At 64.5% G+C, this 19,255-nt stretch carries 23 protein-coding genes and 1 pseudogene; 16 read left to right on the forward strand and 8 right to left on the reverse strand.

Features of this window, described 5'->3' with window-relative positions; translation table 11 throughout:
- Positions 1-71: 71 nt before the first annotated feature.
- The 5 genes and pseudogenes from ACK4FK_RS18210 (at position 72) to ACK4FK_RS18230 (ending at position 4,541) form a co-directional block, all read left to right on the forward strand.
- Positions 72-212, forward strand: a complete 141-nt coding sequence (locus tag ACK4FK_RS18210) for an aa3-type cytochrome c oxidase subunit IV (RefSeq protein WP_409746920.1) — start codon at positions 72-74, stop codon at positions 210-212.
- A 78-nt stretch (positions 213-290) separates the two neighbouring features.
- Positions 291-1,442 carry a Re/Si-specific NAD(P)(+) transhydrogenase subunit alpha gene (locus ACK4FK_RS18215; protein ID WP_409746923.1) on the forward strand — a complete coding sequence of 384 codons (1,152 nt, stop codon included), beginning with the start codon at positions 291-293 and terminating at the stop codon, positions 1,440-1,442.
- 36 nt (positions 1,443-1,478) lie between these two features.
- A pseudogene (locus tag ACK4FK_RS18220) lies at positions 1,479-1,745 on the forward strand (NAD(P) transhydrogenase subunit alpha); the annotation flags it as partial.
- Between the two features lie 13 nt (positions 1,746-1,758).
- Positions 1,759-3,156, forward strand: coding sequence for an NAD(P)(+) transhydrogenase (Re/Si-specific) subunit beta (locus tag ACK4FK_RS18225; RefSeq protein ID WP_409746926.1), 1,398 nt, complete (start codon positions 1,759-1,761; stop codon positions 3,154-3,156).
- A gap of 155 nt (positions 3,157-3,311) precedes the next feature.
- Positions 3,312-4,541, forward strand: coding sequence for a pentapeptide repeat-containing protein (locus ACK4FK_RS18230; RefSeq protein ID WP_409746929.1), 1,230 nt, complete (start codon positions 3,312-3,314; stop codon positions 4,539-4,541).
- A gap of 6 nt (positions 4,542-4,547) precedes the next feature.
- Here ACK4FK_RS18230 and ACK4FK_RS18235 read toward each other — a convergent pair whose 3' ends face one another.
- Positions 4,548-5,645 carry a hypothetical protein gene (locus ACK4FK_RS18235; RefSeq protein WP_409746934.1) on the reverse strand — a complete coding sequence of 366 codons (1,098 nt, stop codon included), beginning with the start codon at positions 5,643-5,645 and terminating at the stop codon, positions 4,548-4,550.
- A gap of 328 nt (positions 5,646-5,973) precedes the next feature.
- On the opposite strand from ACK4FK_RS18235, the gene ACK4FK_RS18240 reads away from it, so the two are divergent.
- From ACK4FK_RS18240 to ACK4FK_RS18250, 3 genes are all read left to right on the forward strand, one after another.
- A complete protein-coding gene (locus ACK4FK_RS18240) occupies positions 5,974-6,183 on the forward strand; it encodes a cold-shock protein (protein ID WP_409746937.1) in 210 nt (69 codons plus the stop codon).
- 109 nt (positions 6,184-6,292) lie between these two features.
- Positions 6,293-6,469 carry a hypothetical protein gene (locus ACK4FK_RS18245; protein WP_409746940.1) on the forward strand — a complete coding sequence of 59 codons (177 nt, stop codon included), beginning with the start codon at positions 6,293-6,295 and terminating at the stop codon, positions 6,467-6,469.
- A gap of 15 nt (positions 6,470-6,484) precedes the next feature.
- Positions 6,485-6,733 carry a hypothetical protein gene (locus ACK4FK_RS18250; protein WP_409746943.1) on the forward strand — a complete coding sequence of 83 codons (249 nt, stop codon included), beginning with the start codon at positions 6,485-6,487 and terminating at the stop codon, positions 6,731-6,733.
- Positions 6,734-6,832: 99 nt separating this feature from the next.
- On the opposite strand, the gene ACK4FK_RS18255 is transcribed toward ACK4FK_RS18250, so the two are convergent.
- Positions 6,833-7,291 carry a YaiI/YqxD family protein gene (locus ACK4FK_RS18255; RefSeq protein ID WP_409747041.1) on the reverse strand — a complete coding sequence of 153 codons (459 nt, stop codon included), beginning with the start codon at positions 7,289-7,291 and terminating at the stop codon, positions 6,833-6,835.
- 136 nt (positions 7,292-7,427) lie between these two features.
- Between ACK4FK_RS18255 and greB the strand changes: the two genes are divergently transcribed.
- A complete protein-coding gene (greB, locus tag ACK4FK_RS18260) occupies positions 7,428-7,991 on the forward strand; it encodes a transcription elongation factor GreB (RefSeq protein WP_409746946.1) in 564 nt (187 codons plus the stop codon).
- Entirely contained in the window at positions 7,988-8,245 is a 258-nt protein-coding gene (locus ACK4FK_RS18265; RefSeq protein WP_409746949.1) for a ParB N-terminal domain-containing protein, read from the forward strand. The genes greB and ACK4FK_RS18265 overlap by 4 nt, the downstream gene beginning before the upstream one ends.
- 4 nt (positions 8,246-8,249) lie before the next feature.
- Here ACK4FK_RS18265 and ACK4FK_RS18270 read toward each other — a convergent pair whose 3' ends face one another.
- Positions 8,250-8,879 (reverse strand): tetratricopeptide repeat protein, encoded by a 630-nt coding sequence (locus ACK4FK_RS18270; protein WP_409746952.1) that lies wholly within the window; start codon positions 8,877-8,879, stop codon positions 8,250-8,252.
- Between the two features lie 356 nt (positions 8,880-9,235).
- Between ACK4FK_RS18270 and ACK4FK_RS18275 the strand changes: the two genes are divergently transcribed.
- Positions 9,236-10,450 carry an NAD(P)/FAD-dependent oxidoreductase gene (locus ACK4FK_RS18275; RefSeq protein WP_409746955.1) on the forward strand — a complete coding sequence of 405 codons (1,215 nt, stop codon included), beginning with the start codon at positions 9,236-9,238 and terminating at the stop codon, positions 10,448-10,450.
- A 6-nt stretch (positions 10,451-10,456) separates the two neighbouring features.
- Here ACK4FK_RS18275 and ACK4FK_RS18280 read toward each other — a convergent pair whose 3' ends face one another.
- Positions 10,457-11,542, reverse strand: coding sequence for a hypothetical protein (locus tag ACK4FK_RS18280; RefSeq protein WP_409746958.1), 1,086 nt, complete (start codon positions 11,540-11,542; stop codon positions 10,457-10,459).
- Positions 11,543-11,651: 109 nt separating this feature from the next.
- Between ACK4FK_RS18280 and ACK4FK_RS18285 the strand changes: the two genes are divergently transcribed.
- Together ACK4FK_RS18285 and ACK4FK_RS18290 are read left to right on the forward strand one after the other, a co-directional pair.
- Positions 11,652-13,304: a GMC family oxidoreductase gene (locus ACK4FK_RS18285; RefSeq protein ID WP_409746961.1), complete on the forward strand. Its 1,653-nt coding sequence runs from the start codon at positions 11,652-11,654 to the stop codon at positions 13,302-13,304.
- A gap of 189 nt (positions 13,305-13,493) precedes the next feature.
- The gene (locus ACK4FK_RS18290) at positions 13,494-13,781 is read left to right on the forward strand and encodes a GIY-YIG nuclease family protein (RefSeq protein ID WP_409746964.1); all 288 of its coding nucleotides are present in this window, start codon (positions 13,494-13,496) and stop codon (positions 13,779-13,781) included.
- 114 nt (positions 13,782-13,895) lie between these two features.
- On the opposite strand, the gene ACK4FK_RS18295 is transcribed toward ACK4FK_RS18290, so the two are convergent.
- From ACK4FK_RS18295 to ppa, 3 genes are all read right to left on the reverse strand, one after another.
- On the reverse strand, positions 13,896-14,435 hold the full coding sequence (locus ACK4FK_RS18295) for a PAS domain-containing protein (protein WP_409746967.1): 540 nt from the start codon (positions 14,433-14,435) through the stop codon (positions 13,896-13,898).
- Between the two features lie 459 nt (positions 14,436-14,894).
- Positions 14,895-15,461, reverse strand: a complete 567-nt coding sequence (locus ACK4FK_RS18300; protein ID WP_409746970.1) for a Spy/CpxP family protein refolding chaperone — start codon at positions 15,459-15,461, stop codon at positions 14,895-14,897.
- 135 nt (positions 15,462-15,596) lie between these two features.
- Positions 15,597-16,130: an inorganic diphosphatase gene (gene ppa, locus ACK4FK_RS18305; protein WP_409746973.1), complete on the reverse strand. Its 534-nt coding sequence runs from the start codon at positions 16,128-16,130 to the stop codon at positions 15,597-15,599.
- A gap of 146 nt (positions 16,131-16,276) precedes the next feature.
- Here ppa and pyk point away from each other — a divergent pair, with 146 nt between their 5' ends.
- Together pyk and ACK4FK_RS18315 are read left to right on the forward strand one after the other, a co-directional pair.
- On the forward strand, positions 16,277-17,701 hold the full coding sequence (pyk, locus tag ACK4FK_RS18310) for a pyruvate kinase (protein WP_409746976.1): 1,425 nt from the start codon (positions 16,277-16,279) through the stop codon (positions 17,699-17,701).
- A gap of 37 nt (positions 17,702-17,738) precedes the next feature.
- Positions 17,739-18,071 (forward strand): DMT family protein, encoded by a 333-nt coding sequence (locus ACK4FK_RS18315; RefSeq protein WP_409746979.1) that lies wholly within the window; start codon positions 17,739-17,741, stop codon positions 18,069-18,071.
- Positions 18,072-18,077: 6 nt separating this feature from the next.
- Here the strand turns inward: ACK4FK_RS18315 and ACK4FK_RS18320 are convergent, their stop codons facing one another.
- A complete protein-coding gene (locus ACK4FK_RS18320) occupies positions 18,078-18,668 on the reverse strand; it encodes a tetratricopeptide repeat protein (protein ID WP_409746982.1) in 591 nt (196 codons plus the stop codon).
- A 176-nt stretch (positions 18,669-18,844) separates the two neighbouring features.
- On the opposite strand from ACK4FK_RS18320, the gene ACK4FK_RS18325 reads away from it, so the two are divergent.
- Positions 18,845-19,231: a hypothetical protein gene (locus ACK4FK_RS18325; RefSeq protein WP_409746985.1), complete on the forward strand. Its 387-nt coding sequence runs from the start codon at positions 18,845-18,847 to the stop codon at positions 19,229-19,231.
- Positions 19,232-19,255: the final 24 nt, after the last annotated feature.

The raw sequence follows: 19,255 nt of genomic DNA on the forward strand, positions 1-19,255 counted from the left end.
GGGTTGTGTCGGCTTCTGCGGCCAGCGTAATATCCCCGGCGATTCAATCCCTAAACCATGCAGAGGGCATCATGGCGAGTGAACAGCATCAGATGGGCACCATGGATATCAGCCAGCACAAGGCGGCCTGGGCCGGGTTCGTGAAGGCTTCGATCTGGGGCACCGTCGGTGTCGTCATTCTCCTCATCCTGATGGCGCTCTTCCTGCTCTGAGCCGGCCCGGCGGCGCCTGAATACGGGTGCCGCCGCCACATCCAAGCCGTCAGTTGTTGAGTAAGGGGGAGCTCAGCCATGAAAATCGCCATTCCGAAAGAGCGCCGGCCCGGCGAAAAGCGCGTCGCCGCCTCGCCGGAAACCGTGAAGAAATTCGTGGGCCTGGGCTGTTCGGTCGTGATCGAGAGCGGTGCCGGCCTGGCCGCCGATATCCTCGACGAGCACTACACCGCCATGGGCGCGCAGATCGCACCCGATGCGAAGGCCGCCCTGGCCGATGCCGACATGGTGCTGAAGGTGCAGCGGCCGATGACGGCGGCCGAGGGCAACGACGAACTGGCGCTGCTGAAGAAGGGCGCCATTCTTGTTGCCGGCCTGCAGGCATTGCAGCAGCGCGAGCAGGCCAAGGCCTATGCCGCTGCCGGCGTCACCGCATTCGCCATGGAACTGATGCCGCGCATCACCCGCGCGCAGTCGATGGATATCCTCTCCTCGCAGTCCAACCTCGCCGGCTACAAGTCGGTGCTGGATGCTGCAGCGCATTTCGGCCGTGCCTTCCCGATGATGATGACCTCGGCCGGCACCATCGCGCCGGCGCGCGTCTTCGTCATGGGCGTGGGCGTTGCCGGCCTGCAGGCGATCGCCACCGCCAAGCGTCTCGGTGCCGTGGTCTCGGCGACCGACGTGCGCCCGGCCACCAAGGAACAGGTGGAAAGCCTCGGCGGCAAGTTCGTCTGGGTCGATGACGAAGAGGCCCGCGCCTCGCAGACCGCCGGCGGCTACGCCAAGGAGATGTCGGCCGAATACAAGGCCAAGCAGGCCGCCCTGATCGCCGAGACGGTGAAGAAGCAGGACATCATCATCACCACCGCGCTGATCCCCGGCCGTCCGGCCCCGGTGCTGGTGACGGAAGAGATGGTGAAAAGCATGCGGCCCGGTTCGGTGATCGTCGATCTGGCGGTCGAGGCCGGCGGCAACTGCCCGCTCTCCAAGCCCGATCAGGTGGTGGAGGTGAACGGCGTGAAGCTGGTCGGCTACACCAACTATCCCAGCCGCGTGCCGGTCGATGCCTCCAACCTGTTTGCCAAGAACCTGTGGAACTTCCTGTCGCCGCACTGGGACAAGGACGGCAAGACCTTCAAGTTCAATTTCGAGGATGAGACGGTGTCCGGCACCTGTGTGGCGCGCGACGGCGCCGTGGTCCATCCCATGCTGAAAGAGGGGGCCTGAGCCATGGCCGAAGTCTATTCCTTCTTCTCGCTGCTCTCGATCTTCGTGCTGGCCTGCTTCGTCGGCTACTACGTGGTCTGGAGCGTGACGCCGGCCCTGCATACCCCGCTGATGAGCGTCACCAACGCCATTTCGTCGGTGATCATCGTCGGCGCGCTGATCGCTGCCGGCGCCTCGGCGGTGTTCGATGCCTCGAAGGTCTTCGGCCTGATCGCCATCGCGCTGGCCGCCGTCAACATCTTCGGCGGCTTCCTCGTCACCCAGCGCATGCTGGCGATGTACAAGAAAAAAGAGAAGAAGTGAGAGGGGCCGCGCCATGCCGATCCAACTGACCGCGCTGCTCTATCTCGTCAGCTCCGTTCTGTTCATTCTCGCGCTGCGCGGCCTGTCGTCGCCCGAGACCAGCCGCCAGGGCAACATCTATGGCATGACCGGCATGGCGATTGCCGTGCTGACCACCATCGCCAATCTGGGCGATCTGTCCGGCACCATCGTCTGGGTGCTGGTCGCGCTGGTCATCGGCGGCGGCGTGGGCACCGTGCTGGCCCGCCGCATCCAGATGACGGCGATGCCCCAGCTCGTTGCCGCCATGCACAGCCTCGTCGGCCTTGCCGCAGTGCTGGTGGCGGCCGCCGCCTTCTACAATCCCGCGCCCTACGGCATCCTCAATGCCGCCGGCCAGATCACCGTGGCCGCGCGCATCGAGATGAGCCTGGGCGTGGTGATCGGCATCATCACCTTCTCCGGCTCGCTGGTGGCCTTTGCCAAGCTGCAGGGCCTGGTCTCGGGCAGCCCGGTGGTGTTCAAGGGCCAGCATATGCTGAATGCCCTGATCGGCCTGGTGATCCTGGGGCTGGTGGCGGCCTTCTGCGTCAATCCAAGCCGGGAACTGTTCTGGGCCGTTACGCTGCTGGCGCTGATCGTCGGTTTCACCATCATCATCCCGATCGGCGGCGCCGACATGCCGGTGGTGGTCTCGATGCTGAACAGCTATTCGGGCTGGGCGGCGGCCGGCATCGGCTTCACGCTGCAGAATCCGGCGCTGATCGTCACCGGCGCGCTGGTCGGCTCCTCGGGCGCGATCCTGTCCTACATCATGTGCAAGGGCATGAACCGCTCGCTGTTCAACGTCATCCTCGGCGGCTTCGGCGGCGATACTTCCGCTGCCGCCGGCGGCCAGAAGGTCGACCGCGCCTACAAGAAGGGCTCGGCCGACGATGCCGCCTTCATCATGAAGAATGCCGGCAAGGTGATCATCGTGCCGGGCTACGGCATGGCGGTGAGCCAGGCCCAGCATGCCCTGCGCGAGATGGGCGACAAGCTGAAGGAGGAGGGCGTGGAAGTGAAATACGCCATCCATCCGGTGGCCGGCCGCATGCCGGGCCACATGAACGTGCTGCTGGCCGAGGCGAACGTGCCCTATGACGAGGTGTTCGAGCTGGAGGAGATCAACTCCGAATTCCAGACCGCCGACGTCGCCTTCGTGATCGGCGCCAACGACGTGACCAACCCGGCGGCGCGCGACGACCCGAAAAGCCCGATCTTCGGCATGCCGATTCTCGATGTCGACAAGGCCAAGACCGTGCTGTTCGTGAAGCGCTCGATGGCGTCGGGTTATGCCGGCATCGACAACGAGCTGTTCTACAAGGACAACACGATGATGTTACTCGCCGATGCCAAGAAGATGGTCGAGGACATCGTGAAGGGGCTCTAAAGGCCCGCCGGTCCACGACGAAATTGTATTCACACAATCCCGCCGGCCCGGACCGTTCAGTCCGGGCCGGTTTTCTTTGGAATTGCTATAAAACATAATCCTTTGCGTACAAACGGAATGTGGTAAACAGGCGCCCGCTTTTTAGCCGTTTTCCCATGCCCACCGCCCAACCTCGCAACCAGCCCGATACGTCATCCTGGGATACCCAGTCGATGGACCCCTTGGCGCGCGATCCGCGCTGGTGGGGGACTGGCGGCGACATTCTCGATCTGTCGCATCGCGATCTGCAGGAGGCCGATTTCGCCGGCCGCGCGATGCAGCGCGCCCGGCTCACCGGCTCCAACCTGCGGCGCGCCCGGCTGTCGCGTGCCGACCTGGCCGAGGCCGACCTGTTCGGGGCCGACCTGGCGCGTGCCGACCTGCAGAATGCCAATCTCACCCGCGCCGTCCTGCGCGGCACCAGCCTGGCCGGCGCCAATCTCAACAACGCCATACTGGTGGAAGCCGATTTCCGCGGCGGCGTGATGATGCGCCCCAGTCAGCATCGGCACGGCGCGACGGGCGATGGCGAACCGGAGCGGGCCGGCATCGACGTCTCGGATCTCAGCAACTGCCTGCTGGATTACGCCCATGCCGCGCGTGCGCAGTTCTCGGGCGTGGACCTCAGCGGCGCCTCGCTGGTCGGCGCCGACCTGTCGGGGGCGAATTTCTTCGGCAGCAACCTGCGCGATGCCGATCTGTCCTATGCCAATCTCAGCGGCGCGAACCTGAGCGACGCGCGGCTGGTCGGCACGCGCCTGATCGGCGCCAATCTCAGCCAGGCGCAGATCGTCAATGCCACGGTGGAGAAGGCGGCGGCGGCAGGCGCCGATTTCACCGGCGCGGTGCTGCGCGGCATCGCCGCCGACGGTTTCGAGATGAACAGCGCGCGGCTGATCGCGCCTGCGGATTTCGAATTCGAACTGTCGGCTGCCATCGCCGGGCATCGCGCCTGGATGCAGAGCGGTGGCGCGGCCGGCCACCAGTTGTCGCTCGCCGGCCAGCGCTTTCCCTATCATGATTTCTCGGGCCTGGAACTGGACGGCGCCGATCTCGGCGACTGCGATCTGCGCGGCTGCCGGTTCAATCGCGCCAGCCTGGTGCTGGCCAATCTCTCTCGCGCCAACCTGGCCGGAGCGGATTTCGCCGGGGCGCGCATCGCCGGCTGCCGCTTGATCGGGGCCAACCTGCGCTGGGCCGTTTTCACCGATGCCGTGCCGGGCCGGCTGCGCATCTATTCCGGCGATGGCAGCTTCAGCGGCCGCTGGCAGGCCACCGATCTCACCGGCGCCGCGCTGGACGCCGCCAGGCTTGAGGGTTTCGATCTCGCCTCCTGCCTGCGCTGATCGGCGCTAGGCCATCTCGGCATGCTGCAGGCCGCAGTAATAGGGAGCGCCCTGCTCGGCGAAGGCATTCAGCTTGGCGTTATAGCAGCGATGCTCGAAGCCGTGTTTGTCGGTAATGGTGATCAGCGCGGGCACATGACGGCCATCCGCCTCGCGCGGACCGGTCAGGTAGAAGCTGATGCGGTCGATGCGATAGCCCAGCACGCGCAGGTCTTTCAGGCCCGCCAGCCGCTCGCTCACCGCCCGCAGGAAGGTCTCGGTATCGCATTGCCCCTGGCCCAGGCCGAGCGGGCGGCGGAAATCCCCCACCAGGATCTGCTCGGGTTTTGCCGTGCCGATCAGCCGCGCCACCTGGATGGTGACGTCGCCGACGATGAAAGCGCCGCCGTCGCTGCCGTCCTTGCGCGGCTGGTGATAGAGGAAATGGCTGCCGATGCTCAGGCATAGCCGCAATACGGGCACGGCCGAGGCATCGGTGGCGGTGCGGCGCAGGGCCGCGAACAGGATCTGGAAGATCGCCACCGCGCAGAAGAAGTCGATATCGGCGCGCAGACCCGGGCGCTCGTTCCACACATAGAAGCCGTCGCCCGTGGTGGTGCGGCGGAAGCTGACGGCCAGGCCATGGGCACGCGCCATCTCCTCGGCCAGGTTGAGCGAGAATTCCAGCGTGGTGAGCTGGGCGGCCTGCTGTTCGGGCGTGGCTTTCGAGAAGCCGGCGATATCCATCAGCAGCACGGCGCGATGCAGCGTCTTGGTCACGGTGAACAGCCGGAAGGCCTGCTCGACCAGCATGTAGGGAATCTCGCCCGGGCCGGGACCGATCGGCCGCTCCAGCCGCAATTCCACCGGCTGCACGTCCAGCAGCCGGGCCGTTTCGTCCAGCGCCCCGCCGGCCATCAGGCCGCTTTCGCTGAAGACCGGCAGGTGGCGGCCATGATCGGCGAACAGGCGCACCTTGGGCACGGTGATGATCTCGATGCCCAGCCGTGACGGCCGCCAGCCGACCAGCGCATGGCTGCCGAAGCGCCACAGGTCGAAGAAGATGCCGTGCAGCTGGCGCTGCAGGCCATCGTCTGGACGCGCGAGGCTCGATTCGACGGTCATAGCTGTACGAATGGTTGGCGGATTGCGGTTGCATAACGCCGCGCGGGCGCGGAATCAACGCCAATTCTGCGCGGATTTCTGCGGGCCCTGCAGCGGTGGGCGCGGAATTATGCTGGCGCGCCAGAGTGTTGCCGGCCCGCTCTTGCACAATCTGGAGGAATACCTATCTTAAGCAACGTCATACTACTACGGACTGCCAGACTGCTCTGCCCGCCAGGCGAAAGCCCCGGGTGTCCAGTTTCCTGCCAAGCCTGGACATAGTTTGATGCGTCGCTCGGAAGCCTTTCCCCGCGGCGTTGCTACACTGAAAAACTACGGAGATACAGCGATGGCTGTCGGTACTGTGAAATGGTTCAATGCCACCAAGGGCTATGGCTTCATTCAGCCGGAAGGCGGCGGGCCGGACGTGTTCGTCCACATCTCGGCCGTTGAGCGCGCCGGCATGAGCGGCCTCAACGAGGGTCAGAAGGTCTCCTACGAGATCCAGAACGACCCGAAGCGCGGCAAGAGCTCGGCCGTCAATCTCAAGGCCGCCTGATCTAGCCGTCAGGACTATGCCGAGGGGGTGTCCGGAAACGGGCGCCCCCTTTGGTTTTTCCGCGCATGACGGCTGCGCGCATTATTTCCAGTTTGCCCCGGAGGGTGCCATGGCCTTCAAGCCCAACTACAACCAGCAGCGTGCCGAACGCACCCGCGCCAAGGAACAGAAGAAGCAGGAAAAGCTGCAGAAGCGCCAGGAGGAATCCGAGCGCCGCAAGGCGGAACAGCAGGGCGACGGGCAGCAGGACGCGGCGCCGGCGGCCGATGGCGGCGGCGAGCCGTAAGCCAGGAAGCGTGTCATGGCCAAGGACAAGACCAAGAAACCCAAGATCAATCCCAACGCGGCCTTCATCCTGTTCGACGTGATCTACCAGGATGGCAGCCAGACCTCGAACCGCCGCGTGCCGATGAGCCAGTTCGCCGGCATGGAGGACGAGGAGGATGTCGCGCGCGCCTTCATCGAGGCGCAGGACCGCGACATCGCCGAGAAATCCGGCCGCCCGCGCGGCCCGATCAAGAGCCTGAGCCGCTCGGCTAACCAGCTCTGATCCCATCCCGTCATGCCCGGGCTTGACCCGGGCATCCACGAGTAACTGGCATCCACGAATAAGACGTGGATGGCCGGAACAAGTCCGGCCATGACGTGATCAGAGCATTTCCCGTTTCAGCTTCGCCACCGCTTCGTGCAGGGCCTGCAGGAAGGCCGAGCGGTCCTTCGCGCCGAACGGCTTCGGGCCCGAGCCGACGCGTTCGGTCGGGCTGGCCGCGCGCAGGTCGGTCATCAGGTTGCGCAGCGCCAGGTCCATGCCGATGCTGCCGTTGAAGGCCTTGCCGTTCGGCGCCAGCACGGTGGCGCCCGCCTTCACGCAGCGCGCCGCCAGCGGCACGTCGGCGGTGATCACGATATCGCGCGCGCTCGCCCGCTCCGCGATCCAGTCATCGGCCTCGTCCAGCCGCGACCCCACCACGGTGAGCGTGATCCAAGGCACGCGCGGCACATTCAGCCAGGCATTCGCCACCACCTGCACGGCAACCTCATGCCGCTCGGCCACGCGGAACACCTCGTCCTTGACCGGGCAGGCATCGGCGTCCACATAGATGGTGATCGCAGCGGCCATGGCCTTTTCTTCCGCGACGTGGATGGCCGGGTCAAGCCCGGCCATGACAATCTTTTCTCAGAAGCCTTTCTTTACCGTCATGCCCGGGCTTGACCCGGGCATCCACGAGTAGTTTTTTGTTTGCATGAGCAAGGCCTTCACGAAAGAGCAGGATGCCCCCGATCCCGACGACGGGCTCGACGACGCGCCCCCGATTCCGCAAGGCGCCAAGAACTACATCACGCCGGCCGGACTCCAGCGCCTGCGCGACGAGCTGAAGCAGCTTAAATTTGTCGAGCGGCCCAAGGTGGTCGAGATCGTCTCCTGGGCGGCGGGCAACGGCGACCGCTCGGAGAACGGCGACTATCTCTACGGCAAGAAGCGCCTGCGCGAGATCGACCGCCGCATCCGCTTCCTGCTGAAAAGGCTCGAGATCGCCGAGCCGGTCGATCCGGCCCTGCAGAAAAACCGCGACCAGGTCTTCTTCGGCGCCACCGTCACCTATGCCGATGAAAACGACCGCGAACGCACCATCCGCATCCTCGGCATCGACGAGGCGCGCATCGAGCGGGGCGAGGTGAGCTGGATTTCCCCCATCGCCCGCGCCCTGATGAAGGCGCGCGTCGGCGACGTGGTGGAGCTGCGCACGCCGCAGGGTCAACAATCCATCGAGGTGCTGAAGATCACATACGAGGATGCGCCCCAATGATGAAAGCCGTGCCGGTGAAGATTGCCGAGATCTACGTGCCGGCCAAGTTCAAGGGCACGCTGGATGCCGCCAAAGTGTCGGCTCTGGCCGACGAGATCGTCGGCGCTGGCGGCCTGAAGGTGCCGATCCAGGTGCGGCGCGACGAGGCGCAGAAACGCTATGTGCTGGTGGCCGGGCTGCATCGGCTGGAGGCCATGCGCAGCCTGGGCGAGGCGACGATCGCCGCCTATATCGTGGCGGCGCGCAAGTTCTAAGCGGTTACTTCTGCGCTAGCGATTTGCCCGGCAGCAGCCGCGCATGCAGCTCGCGCGGGTCGAGCGGCGTGGCCGCCTTGCGGTCGGAGGCGCGCAGGCCGGCGCCGATGGCGTCCAGCGCGGCCTGCACCTGCGCCTTGCGCGAATCCTGCCCGCGCTGCTCCCTGGCCCAGAGCAGCAGGCGATAGGCCGAGAGCCGGTCCATCGCCGTGCCGCGCCCGGTGGCCAGCATGGCGGCGATGTTGGTGGCGGCGCCCACATGGCCCTGGCAGGCCGCCTTCAGGTGCCATTCCAGCGCGGCCTTTTCGTCCTTGGTGATGCCGGTGCCGCTTTCCAGGAACTGGGCATAGGCATATTGCGCCTGGCGGCGGCCGGCCTGGGCGGCGCGACCGTACCAGTAGGCCGCCTCGGCCTCGTTGCGGCGCACGCCGGCGCCGCTTTCGAACATGGTGCCCAGCATCTCGGCGGCTTCGGCATCGCCCTGGCGGGCGGCGGCCAGCAGATGGGCATCGGCCCGGGCCGGCGGGCTGGCCAGCAGCGTGCCGATCAGCAGGGCGGCGCCCAGCAGCAGGCCCAGCATGACGGGATGGGAAGGGCAGTATCGGACTGCCGTATACCGGACTGATCGTGCCATGGCGCTTCTGCTCCTGGGCGAACCGGCTGGGTAACGGGCCGGCCGCGGAAATGGCGGTGACTCAGGGGTAACGCGGAAATACAACCAGCCCGCGTGCCCAATGTCCAGTTGAATTTTAACCATGGCAAAATCCATCCACAGGTTTATGGCCCTGCCGCAGCGACAACAGCGGGATAGGGGACGGGATGCGGGGGCAGGGAGGGGGGGAGCAAGAAAAACGTGGATGCCCGGGCTGAACCCGGGCATGACGATTATTGGAGTTGGCGCGCCCGGAGGCCGTTCGTTTCCTTTTTACCGTCATGCCCGGACCCAGGAAGCGCTTGTTGGCCGGGCATCCACGTCTTTACAACCAGCCCATGGCCTCCCTGCCTCAGTCATACGACGTCATCATCCTGGGCGCCGGCGGCGCCGGGCTGTTCTGCGCCGGCATCGCAGCCCAACGCGGCAAACGCGTGCTGGTGCTCGACCACGCCGCCAAAGCCGGCGAAAAGATCCGCATCTCCGGCGGCGGCCGCTGCAACTTCACCAATCTCCATGCTTCCGCCGCCGATTTCCTCTCTGGGAATCCGCATTTCGCCAAATCGGCGCTGAAACGCTTCACCCAGCACGACTTCATCGCGCTGGTGAACAGGCATGGCATCGCCTGGCATGAAAAGACGCTGGGGCAGTTGTTCTGCGACGGCTCCTCGCAGCAGATCATCGACCTGCTGCTGGCCGAATGTGCCAAAGGCGATCCGCCGGCCACGCTGCGGCTCAACACAAAAATCGAGCGCGTTGAAAAAACGCCCGCAGGCTTCCGTGTGTTCAGCGCCAGCGCGGATATGTTCGACGCGCCGAACCTGGTGGTGGCCACCGGCGGGGCATCCATTCCGAAAATGGGCGCCACCGGCCTCGCCTACGAGATCGCGCGCCAGTTCGGGCTCGCCGTGATTCCGCCCAAACCCGCCCTCGTGCCGCTGCTGTTTGGGCCGGAAGACGCAAAGCGCTTCGATGGCCTGGCCGGCGTGGCCGTGCCCGATGCGGAAACGTCAATCGGCAAACGCCGCTTCCGCGAGGCCCTGCTGTTCACCCACCGGGGCCTCAGCGGGCCTTCCGTATTGCAGATTTCCAGCTACTGGGAATTTTTTGAACGCCGACAGCCCATCGGCATCAACCTGCTGCCCGGTGCAGACCTCTTCGCTTTGCTCAAGGCCGCGCGGGCGCAACACCCGAAGCAGGAAATCGCCACGCAAATGGCATCGCACCTGCCGGCCCGGCTGGCCAAACGCCTGTGCGAGCTCAGCCAACTCGATGGCCGCCTGGCGGATATCAGCGACGCAAAATTCAGAACCCTCGCCGCGCTCACGCAACACTGGCAGCTCAAGCCCGCCGGCACCGAAGGTTTTTCAAAAGCGGAGGTCACATTGGGCGGCGTGGATACCGCCGCGCTCTCCTCGCAAAGCATGGAAGCGCGTGCCGTGCCCGGCCTCTATTTCATCGGCGAGGCCGTGGACGTGACCGGCCATCTCGGCGGCTTCAATTTCCAGTGGGCGTGGAGCAGCGGATATGCTTGCGGGAATGCTTTTAGTTGAATTTTATCAAGTTCTTCGCAGATTGCCGTTCTCCAACCTGAAACTTGCTTGTTTAGGGAGTATTGGAGAGTGTCCAGCTATTTTTTTGGCGAGCCGACATAAATTTCCAAGTGCACGGTGACAGTAAAGCAAGGCGTCTGGCCCATGCTCCACCTCATCCTCAAGGAAACTGGCTTTTAGCCACTCCTGCGCTGAGTGAAATATCTTACCAGTTGACCTAATTTCTTTAACTTTATGGGGATCTTTCGGCAAAGAAAATTCGATAGATGGATAAACTCTTTTAGAAGTATCGGTGAAAGCCTTCTGCTTAATCCAGCCGCGTTTTTCCGCTGAGGCAAGCGGCGTATAATGAACAGCTAAATCACGATACGCAGACATCTCTTTCAGCCACCCGCGGCCATTGGTTATTTCTGAGATTTCAGCAGCAACTGGATGCGAACATTCTTTTTTTGCAATCTCGGCGCGAAGTGTGCTCATTAGGCGGATGTTTTGACTGTTATTCAGGTACTCGTTAAGAACATACTTGGCTGTAAACTCTCCCAAATAATCTCGTAGCGTGGCTGCTTCAGATAAAAACGAATGCGTTGCAAGATATATGAAGAAGCTGTTCAAGGTCTCTATCCGTTGGCCATCCTTGAACTTGTCATTAGCAACAATATTCACCAGCTCTTTGTGATACGATTCAGACAATTCATATAGCCTCCATGAGGCGGCTTCTATTTGGAAAACCACGCGCCGACACAGATCAACAAATGGGTAGTTGTCTAAATGATGGCCGCCTGTGGCAAGGTTGGACCACAAAACAGTGGCGTCGTGAGCTAAATCTCCTCCGTCTTTCCAGTAATAAGGACGCCATTCGGTGGGAATGTGTCCGTCAACCTGCATTTGATGGGTAACGAACTCCATGCCAACTACGGTCGACACGTGCTGAGACAATATCCCATGCAGATGGCGATATTCTTCTAAGTTAAAGCTGTTTGGACTTTCTGGGAGGAAGGGTATGAATTCAACTTGTGGGCCGGGAGAGTTGATGGCTCTTAAGCCGCCTTTTAAGTGGGCAACTCGAAGTGCAGTCGGCCATTCTCTATCCATGGCTTTATCTTTTGGTTTGTGTGTATTTTGTATTGGATTGTGGCTAATTGCCCTTTCTAATCAAGAAGAGTTTATAGGTTTCACCCGATAGAAAAGGAAACGCCCGGCCATGTCGGCCCAAGAACAAAAGCATAAACCCGCCGATCATGCAGACGGCGGCGAATTCGATTACATCATCGTGGGCGGCGGCACGGCCGGTTCGCTGCTGGCCAACCGGCTTTCGGCCGATCCACGCAACCGCGTGCTGGTGCTCGAGGCCGGCGGCAAGGATGACTGGATCTGGTTCCACATCCCCATCGGCTACCTGTTCGCCATCGGCAATCCGCGCGCCGACTGGTGCTACAAGACCGAGCCGGTGCCGGGCCTGAATAACCGCTCCATCGGCTATGCGCGCGGCAAGGTGATCGGCGGCTGCACGGCCATCAACGCCATGGTCTACATGCGCGGCCAGGTGCAGGATTACGACACCTGGGCCCAGATGGGCCTGTCCGGCTGGGGGTGGGACGATGTGCTGCCCTATTTCCTGCGCCACGAGGATCACCAGTCCGGCAAATCGGCTTTGCATAATGCCGGCGGCGAATGGCGCGTGGAAAAGGCCCGCGTGCGGTGGGACCTGATCGATTCCATCGCCGAGGCCGGTGCGCAGATCGGCATTCCGCAGGTGGAGGATTTCAACCTCGGCAACAACGAAGGCTCGGGTTATTTCCAGGTGAACCAGAAGCGCGGCAAACGCTGGTCGGCCGCCACCGGTTTCCTGAAACCCATCCTCTCGCGCCCCAATCTTGAGCTGCGCACCAAAGTGCAGGTCTGCAACGTGGCGCTGGAGCAGGATAGCGGAAGTCGGCGCGCCACCGGCGTGGTCTACCGCCAGGGCGGCGACAGCTTTTTCGCCCGCGCCAAGGCGGAAGTGATCCTCGCCGCCGGCGCCATCAACTCGCCGCAGCTTCTGCAACTCAGCGGCATCGGCCCGGCCGAGCTGCTGCAATCGCATGGCATCGACGTGCTGCATCACCTGCCCGGCGTGGGCGAGAATCTGCAGGACCATCTGCAGCTCCGCCTGATCTATCGCGTGCGCGGCGTGAAAACGATCAACGATGCCGGCCTGTTCGGCAAGGCGATGATGGCGGCGCAATATGCGCTGTTCCGCCGCGGCGCGCTCACCATGGCGCCCAGCACCTTCGGGATGTTCACGCGCTCAAGTCCTGAGCATGCCACGCCGAATGTGGAATTCCATATCCAGCCGCTCTCGCTCGACAAGTTCGGCGATCCGCTGCATCCCTTTCCGGCCTTCACCGCCTCGATCTGCAACCTGCGGCCCACCTCACGCGGCCATGTGCGGATCAGGTCGAACGATCCGCTGGCGGCACCCGCGATCCAGCCGAATTATTTGAGCACCGAGGCCGATATCCGCGTGGCGATCGACAGCCTGAAACTCACGCGCCGGCTGGCCGCGGCCCCCGCGCTTTCCAAATACCGGCCGCAGGAATTCCTGCCCGGCCCCGAGGTGCAGTCGGAAGACGACATGCGCGTGGCCGCCGGCAATCTCGGCGCCACCATCTTCCATCCGGTGTCTACCGCGAAGATGGGCGTGGACAGCGACCCGATGGCCGTACTCGATGGCCGCCTGCGTGTGCGCGGCGTGGAGCGTTTGCGCGTCATCGATGCCTCCGCGATGCCGCTGATCACCTCGGGCAACACCGCGTCGCCCACGCTGATGATCGCGGAAAAAGGCGCCGAGATGGTGCTGCAGGATAACAAGTAAAAAAGGTCGTCATGGCCGGGTTTATCCCGGCCATCCACGTCTTACCGCACGTCGAAACGTGGATGCCCGGGTCAAGCCCGGGCATGACAATATGATTGGAGCAATAAGAAAGCCCGTCATGGCCGGCCTTGTGCCGGCCATCCACGTTTTTCCGTTGAACGTATGCAGGTGGCCCGGCAGGCTGTTCGCATGTCCGGAGGCTGGGTCTACATCCTCACCAACAGGCCGAATGGCACGCTGTATGTAGGCGTTACCTCCGATCTCGCCCGGCGCATATGGGAGCATCGCGAGGGCGTGGTCGAGGGGTTCACCCGGCGTTACGGTCTCAAGCGTCTGGTCTATGCCGAGCAGCACGACGATATCCGCGTCGCCATCCAGCGTGAAAAGCTGATGAAACACTGGTCGCGCACCTGGAAGGTCCGGCTGATCCTGCGCGACAACCCGGCTTGGGACGATCTCTACGAGCGGCTGATCTAATCGTGGATGCCCGGGTCAAGCCCGGGCATGACAATATGATTGGAGCAATAAGAAAGCCCGTCATGGCCGGACTTGTTCCGGCCATGACGAAATGAATGGGGGGTTAAACGCGCCTCACTCCGCCACGAAGCTGATCACGTTCATCAGCAGGCCGACGCGGCCGGGATTCTCCCCGGTATCGTCCATGGGCCGGCCGTCCAGGCGCAGGGCGGCGGCGCGGTGGGTGAAGGGCAGCAGCACGCGGCGGTATTTGTAGAATTCCTTCTTCGCCCAGGTCATGCGGTGTTCGGCATGGAAGGGGCGGGCATGGGTCACGGCCACGTCCAGTTCGGCCTGCATCTTGGCGGTATCGTCGCCGAACATCTCGTGCAGCATCAGGCCGCGGCCGTCGCGGCCATACACCTCGCACAGAATCGTGCCGGCCAGGCGGCAGCGATACAGCCGCGTCTCGTCGGGGCCGTGCAGCACGTCCCACAGGATGCAGTAGGGCAGCAGGTCGGGGATCGCGGCCGGGTCGATCTGCGCCCGGTCGGGCAGCGGCAGGGCCGAGACGGTCGCCAGCCCGCGCCACCAGTCCAGCGCGCGCAGCAGCCGCGCATCGCTCACCGCGCCCATGTCGGCGCCGGCGCGCAGGGCCTGGGGCAGATGCTCCATGTCGGCGGCATCCGCCGTCAGACCGCTGGCCGTTGAAACAGCGGGCCCGGCGGAAGGGCCGGAAAAGGAGGAAGGCGGTTCGGCGGTCATGACGTGTCCGTCGCTTGGGAGTAACGGCCCTATATCTACGCTGCCCACCCTATAAGTGAAGTTAATTACCTGTAATGCTAGTGTGAAATACGCGGCTTGAAAGCCGGGCAGACTGTTCCATATATGTTCTGATCATGGGCCGGCGGGATTATGGAAAAATGCTGACTTGCGGAAATTCAATGGCTTAACACCGCAAAATGACGCGAAACGACGCCAGGCGGCGCCATCCGGCGCCAACTGGCGCCAACCGGCGCGGCAGGCTGGCACGGCGCAAAAAAACGGCGGCCGTAACATGGCCGCCGCCGAGATGCCGGCCGCCGCGAGGGGGGATGCGGTGGCCGGTTCGGGGAGGAAGGGGTCAGGCCGCCGTCATGGCTGGCAGGCCGGGCAGCTGCCCAGCAGGTCGTCGGCCTTGGCTTTCTGCTCTGCGGTCAGTGCGGCATAGAGCGGCCGGGCGGCGTCGCGCAGGGTTTTCATGGCGGCGAGATGGCCTTCCATCCAGCCCACCCGGGTGTCCAGGCTGTCGGGCAGCGACTGGCTGGCCTGCGGCGGGCTCGCCGGCGGGGGGCTGGCCGGCGGCTGGCTGCGGCCATAGCGCGGGCCGTGCATGGTGGCGCCGAAGGCGCGCAGGGCCTCGGCGAAGGGCGTCCACGCCGCCTCCTGCTGCGCGGTGATGCCCAGCTCGGCCTTGAGGAAGGCGATGCCGCCTTCGGTATAGCCGCCGCCCATCATGCCCATCATCATGCCGTGGCCGCGCATGCCGTGACCCATCATGCCTGGGCCGTACCCGGGCCCATAACCCTGGCCCGGCTGCGTCATCCCCGGCGGCATCATCGGGCCGCGGCCCTGCATCATCGGCTGGGCCGCTGCCGCGCCGGCCACCGCAGCAGCGACGGCAAGGGCAGTGAATGTGGTGCGGATCAGTCCCGTGGCCATGGCGTCTCTCCATGCTGAGGATGCCGCCACCCTAGCGCGGCCGGCTCATGGCCACCTTGCGCTACATCAACCCCGCCAACAAAAAGGGGCGCCAGCCCGCGGCCGGCGTCCCCTGATCGGTCGATGTCTGCGGACTTACTTGATTCCGGCGGCGCGCACGATGCCGTCGGTGATCATCTTGGCCGCCTCGTCGGGGCCGACCCAGCCGGCCGACTTCACGAACTTGCCCTTTTCCAGGTCCTTGTAGTGAACGAAGAAATGCTCGATCTGCTCCAGCAGGCTCTGCGGCAGGTCGGCATAGGTCGAGACGTTGGTGTAGAAGGGGTGCAGCTTGTCCACCGGCACGGCGATGATCTTCTCGTCGCCGCCGGCCTCGTCCTCCATCTTCAGCGCGCCGATCGGGCGCGAGCGGATCACGGCGCCGGCCACCACCGGCACATGGCTCACCACCAGGATGTCGCAGGGGTCGCCGTCGCCGCCCAGGGTGTGCGGCACGAAGCCGTAATTGGCGGGGTAGAACATGGCGGTGTGCAGGAAGCGGTCGACGAACAGGGCGCCGGAATCCTTGTCCAGCTCGTATTTCACCGGCACGCCGCCGGCCGGAATCTCGATCACGGCATTGATGTCGTAGGGCGGGTTTTTACCCACGCCGATGCGGGCGATATCCATGTCTGGTCCTTTGGACTCGATGGGGTAGGGAGGCGGGCGCCTTTTTCGCAAATGCAGCAGAAAACGCAACCGCTTGATCCCTAATATTTTCGTCGCAGAAGCCCGGTTCCCCCGGCTAGGATGGCGCATAAGCCTATGGGGGGAGTATGCATCGGGAACGCAACGTCAAGATCGTCGCCACGCTCGGCCCCGCCACCGCCTCCGCCGACCGCATCCGCGCCCTGTTCGAGGCCGGCGCCGACGTCTTCCGCCTGAATTTCAGCCATGGCAGTCACGACGACCATCTCGCCCGCATCCAGATCGTGCGCGCGCTGGAGCATGACATGGGCCGGCCCATCGGCCTGCTCGCCGACCTGCAGGGGCCCAAGCTGCGCATCGGCAGTTTCCGCGACGGCGCGGTCGATCTGGTGGCGGGCCAGAAATTCCGCCTCGACATCGAGGGCACGCCGGGCGATGCCACCGGCGTGACGCTGCCGCATCCCGAGGTGCTGGCCAGCCTGAAGCCCGATACCGACCTGCTGCTGGACGACGGCAAGATCCGCCTGCGCGTGCGCGAGGTGCATTCCGGCCGGGCGATGACCGAAGTGATGGTTGGCGGCCGGCTGTCCGACCGCAAGGGGCTCAACCTGCCCGATACCGTCGTGCCGCTTTCGGCGCTGACGCCCAAGGATCGCGGCGATCTCGCTTTCGCGCTCGCCCATGGCGTGGACTGGGTGGGCTTAAGCTTCGTGCAGCGGCCCGACGACCTGCGCGAGGCGCGCGGGCTGATCCAGGGTCGCGCGGCCCTGCTGGCCAAGATCGAGAAACCCTCCGCCGTCACCGAACTGGACGAGATCGTGGCGCTGGCCGATGCCGTGATGGTGGCGCGCGGCGACCTGGGCGTCGAGATGCCGCTGCAGGCGGTGCCCGGCGTGCAGAAACGCATCGTCCGCGCCGCCCGCCGCGCCGGCAAGCCCGTCGTGGTCGCCACGCAGATGCTGGATTCCATGGTGAAGGCGCCGGTGCCGACCCGCGCCGAGGTGTCCGACGTCGCCACCGCGGTCTATGACGGCGCCGATGCGGTGATGCTGTCGGCCGAAACCGCGTCCGGCGACTATCCGGTCGAAGCCGTGAAGACGATGAATGCCATCGCCGAGGAGATCGAGCGCGATCCGCTCTATCGCGGCATCATGGATGCCGAGCATAACAGTCCGGAAAGCACGGTGTCGGACGCGATCACGGCCGCCGCGCGCCAGGTCGCCGAAACCATCCGCGCCGCCGCCATCGTCACCTACACCATGTCGGGCTCCACCGCGCTGCGCGCGGCGCGCGAACGGCCGAAGGCGCCGATCCTCTGCCTCACCCCGCTGATCGAAACCGCGCGGCGCTTGAGCATTGCCTGGGGCGTCAATCCGGTGGTGGCGCCGGATGCGGTGAATTTCGCCGACATGGTGGCCAAGGCGGTGGTGCTGGCGCGCGATGCCGAACTGGCCCGGCCGGGCGACATGCTGGTGGTTACCGCCGGCGTTCCGTTCGGAACGCCGGGCAATACCAACGTGCTGCGCATTGCCCGCGTCGACTCCGTGCCGTAAAGCTGGATTTCCGCTCCCCCAGCCCGCCAGAGGCGCCATGACGACGATCCTGCTGCTCTGCGCATCCAACGTGATGATGACCTTGGCCTGGTACTGGCACCTGAAATTCCCGGGCCAGGCCTTGTGGAAGGTGATCCTGATCTCGTGGGGCATCGCCTTCTTCGAATACTGCCTGGCGGTGCCGGCGAACCGGATCGGCTATGCCAGCGGCACGTTCAACGCCGCGCAGCTCAAGATCGTGCAGGAAGTGATCACACTCAGCGTCTTCGCGCTGTTTGCGGTGTTTTATCTGGGTGAAGGCCTGCGCTGGAACTATCTCGCCGCCTTCGGCTGCCTGGTCGGCGCCGTCTATTTCATCTTCCAGAAATAGGAAAAGTCAGAGCGTCTTGGCGTCGATGCGCCGGCGCAGCTCTTTCAGCTTTTCGGCCCCGTCGGTCAGGTGCGGATTGGCCGCCAGCGCGCGGCGCCAGGCCCGCAAAGCCTCGGGCAGGTTGTCCAGCCGCTCCATGATCGTGCCAAGTCCTGCCAACGCGCCGAAATGGCGCGGCTCCAGCTTCAGCGTGCGCTCGATATCGGCCACCGAGCCGGCATAGTCGCCGGCCAGGAACCGCACCGTGGCGCGCTTGTTGTAGCCTTCGGCGAAATCGGGCTTCAGCTCGATCACGGTGGAGAAGATGTCGACGGCACGCTTGTAGTCGCCCTTTTCCATCACCGTGACGCCGCCCTGCATGAGGGCTTCCAGCGTGTCGGAATCCGATTTCCCCCAGGCTTCCCAGATGCGCCGCTCAAGCTGTTTGGCCTCGATCGGATTCCCGGTTTCCTGCAGTTTCTCAAACAGTTCGTCCAGCGTGGCCGGCGTTTTGACCGCAGCCGCGGTTTCAGTCTGCGCCAGAACGGGCTGCGCCAGAGCGGGCTGGGCCAGGCCGGGCAGGGCCAGGCCGGGCAGGGCCAGCAGCGCGCATATCATTGGCAGGGCAAGGAATGCCGGAAACCGCATGGAAAGGATGGTAGGTCCGGCGCCCAAGGCGGGCAAGGGCGGAATTTTTTTTGCGGGCATCGGGGAATAAAACGCGCGCCCGCCGGTCTAACCCCGGGCGGTCGGTGAGCGGCCGTTCCAGAATGCTTGCAAGAAGGGGAAGCCCGATGACCATCCGCAACCTGATGCTGGCCGGCGTATTGACGCTGGGCCTGGCCGCCTGCGCCGGCGCCATGGTCCCGGCCAAGACCGGCAGTACCGCCCTCGGCCCCGTGCTGGTCGATGCCAAGGGTATGACGCTCTACACCTTCGACCGCGACGCCACGCCCGGCAAATCGGCCTGCAACGGCCCCTGCGCGCAGAACTGGCCGCCGCTGATGGCGGCAGCCGACGCCAAGGCCAGCGGGGACTGGAGCGTGATCACCCGCGACGACGGCACGAAGCAGTGGGCCTACAAGGGCAAGCCGCTTTACACCTGGGTCAAGGACACCAAGCCGGGCGACACCACCGGCGACGGCTTCCTCAACGGCGCCTGGCACGTCGCCAAGCCGTAAGGGGAGGGGTAAGCTGGGCGGTAC

Source organism: Ferrovibrio sp. (assembly GCF_046297895.1).
Classification (GTDB): domain Bacteria; phylum Pseudomonadota; class Alphaproteobacteria; order Ferrovibrionales; family Ferrovibrionaceae; genus Ferrovibrio.

What these genes read in the sequence shown, in the direction of transcription:
- ACK4FK_RS18210 (WP_409746920.1), top strand. Translation starts at nt 72, where the DNA reads ATGGCGAGTGAACAGCATCAGATGGGCACCATGGATATCAGCCAGCAC.
- ACK4FK_RS18215 (WP_409746923.1), top strand. Translation starts at nt 291, where the DNA reads ATGAAAATCGCCATTCCGAAAGAGCGCCGGCCCGGCGAAAAGCGCGTC.
- ACK4FK_RS18225 (WP_409746926.1), top strand. Translation starts at nt 1,759, where the DNA reads ATGCCGATCCAACTGACCGCGCTGCTCTATCTCGTCAGCTCCGTTCTG.
- ACK4FK_RS18230 (WP_409746929.1), top strand. Translation starts at nt 3,312, where the DNA reads ATGCCCACCGCCCAACCTCGCAACCAGCCCGATACGTCATCCTGGGAT.
- ACK4FK_RS18235 (WP_409746934.1), bottom strand. Translation starts at nt 5,645, where the DNA reads ATGACCGTCGAATCGAGCCTCGCGCGTCCAGACGATGGCCTGCAGCGC.
- ACK4FK_RS18240 (WP_409746937.1), top strand. Translation starts at nt 5,974, where the DNA reads ATGGCTGTCGGTACTGTGAAATGGTTCAATGCCACCAAGGGCTATGGC.
- ACK4FK_RS18245 (WP_409746940.1), top strand. Translation starts at nt 6,293, where the DNA reads ATGGCCTTCAAGCCCAACTACAACCAGCAGCGTGCCGAACGCACCCGC.
- ACK4FK_RS18250 (WP_409746943.1), top strand. Translation starts at nt 6,485, where the DNA reads ATGGCCAAGGACAAGACCAAGAAACCCAAGATCAATCCCAACGCGGCC.
- greB (WP_409746946.1), top strand. Translation starts at nt 7,428, where the DNA reads ATGAGCAAGGCCTTCACGAAAGAGCAGGATGCCCCCGATCCCGACGAC.
- ACK4FK_RS18265 (WP_409746949.1), top strand. Translation starts at nt 7,988, where the DNA reads ATGATGAAAGCCGTGCCGGTGAAGATTGCCGAGATCTACGTGCCGGCC.
- ACK4FK_RS18270 (WP_409746952.1), bottom strand. Translation starts at nt 8,879, where the DNA reads ATGGCACGATCAGTCCGGTATACGGCAGTCCGATACTGCCCTTCCCAT.
- ACK4FK_RS18275 (WP_409746955.1), top strand. Translation starts at nt 9,236, where the DNA reads ATGGCCTCCCTGCCTCAGTCATACGACGTCATCATCCTGGGCGCCGGC.
- ACK4FK_RS18280 (WP_409746958.1), bottom strand. Translation starts at nt 11,542, where the DNA reads ATGGATAGAGAATGGCCGACTGCACTTCGAGTTGCCCACTTAAAAGGC.
- ACK4FK_RS18285 (WP_409746961.1), top strand. Translation starts at nt 11,652, where the DNA reads ATGTCGGCCCAAGAACAAAAGCATAAACCCGCCGATCATGCAGACGGC.
- ACK4FK_RS18290 (WP_409746964.1), top strand. Translation starts at nt 13,494, where the DNA reads ATGTCCGGAGGCTGGGTCTACATCCTCACCAACAGGCCGAATGGCACG.
- ACK4FK_RS18295 (WP_409746967.1), bottom strand. Translation starts at nt 14,435, where the DNA reads ATGGAGCATCTGCCCCAGGCCCTGCGCGCCGGCGCCGACATGGGCGCG.
- ACK4FK_RS18300 (WP_409746970.1), bottom strand. Translation starts at nt 15,461, where the DNA reads ATGGCCACGGGACTGATCCGCACCACATTCACTGCCCTTGCCGTCGCT.
- ppa (WP_409746973.1), bottom strand. Translation starts at nt 16,130, where the DNA reads ATGGATATCGCCCGCATCGGCGTGGGTAAAAACCCGCCCTACGACATC.
- pyk (WP_409746976.1), top strand. Translation starts at nt 16,277, where the DNA reads ATGCATCGGGAACGCAACGTCAAGATCGTCGCCACGCTCGGCCCCGCC.
- ACK4FK_RS18315 (WP_409746979.1), top strand. Translation starts at nt 17,739, where the DNA reads ATGACGACGATCCTGCTGCTCTGCGCATCCAACGTGATGATGACCTTG.
- ACK4FK_RS18320 (WP_409746982.1), bottom strand. Translation starts at nt 18,668, where the DNA reads ATGATATGCGCGCTGCTGGCCCTGCCCGGCCTGGCCCTGCCCGGCCTG.
- ACK4FK_RS18325 (WP_409746985.1), top strand. Translation starts at nt 18,845, where the DNA reads ATGACCATCCGCAACCTGATGCTGGCCGGCGTATTGACGCTGGGCCTG.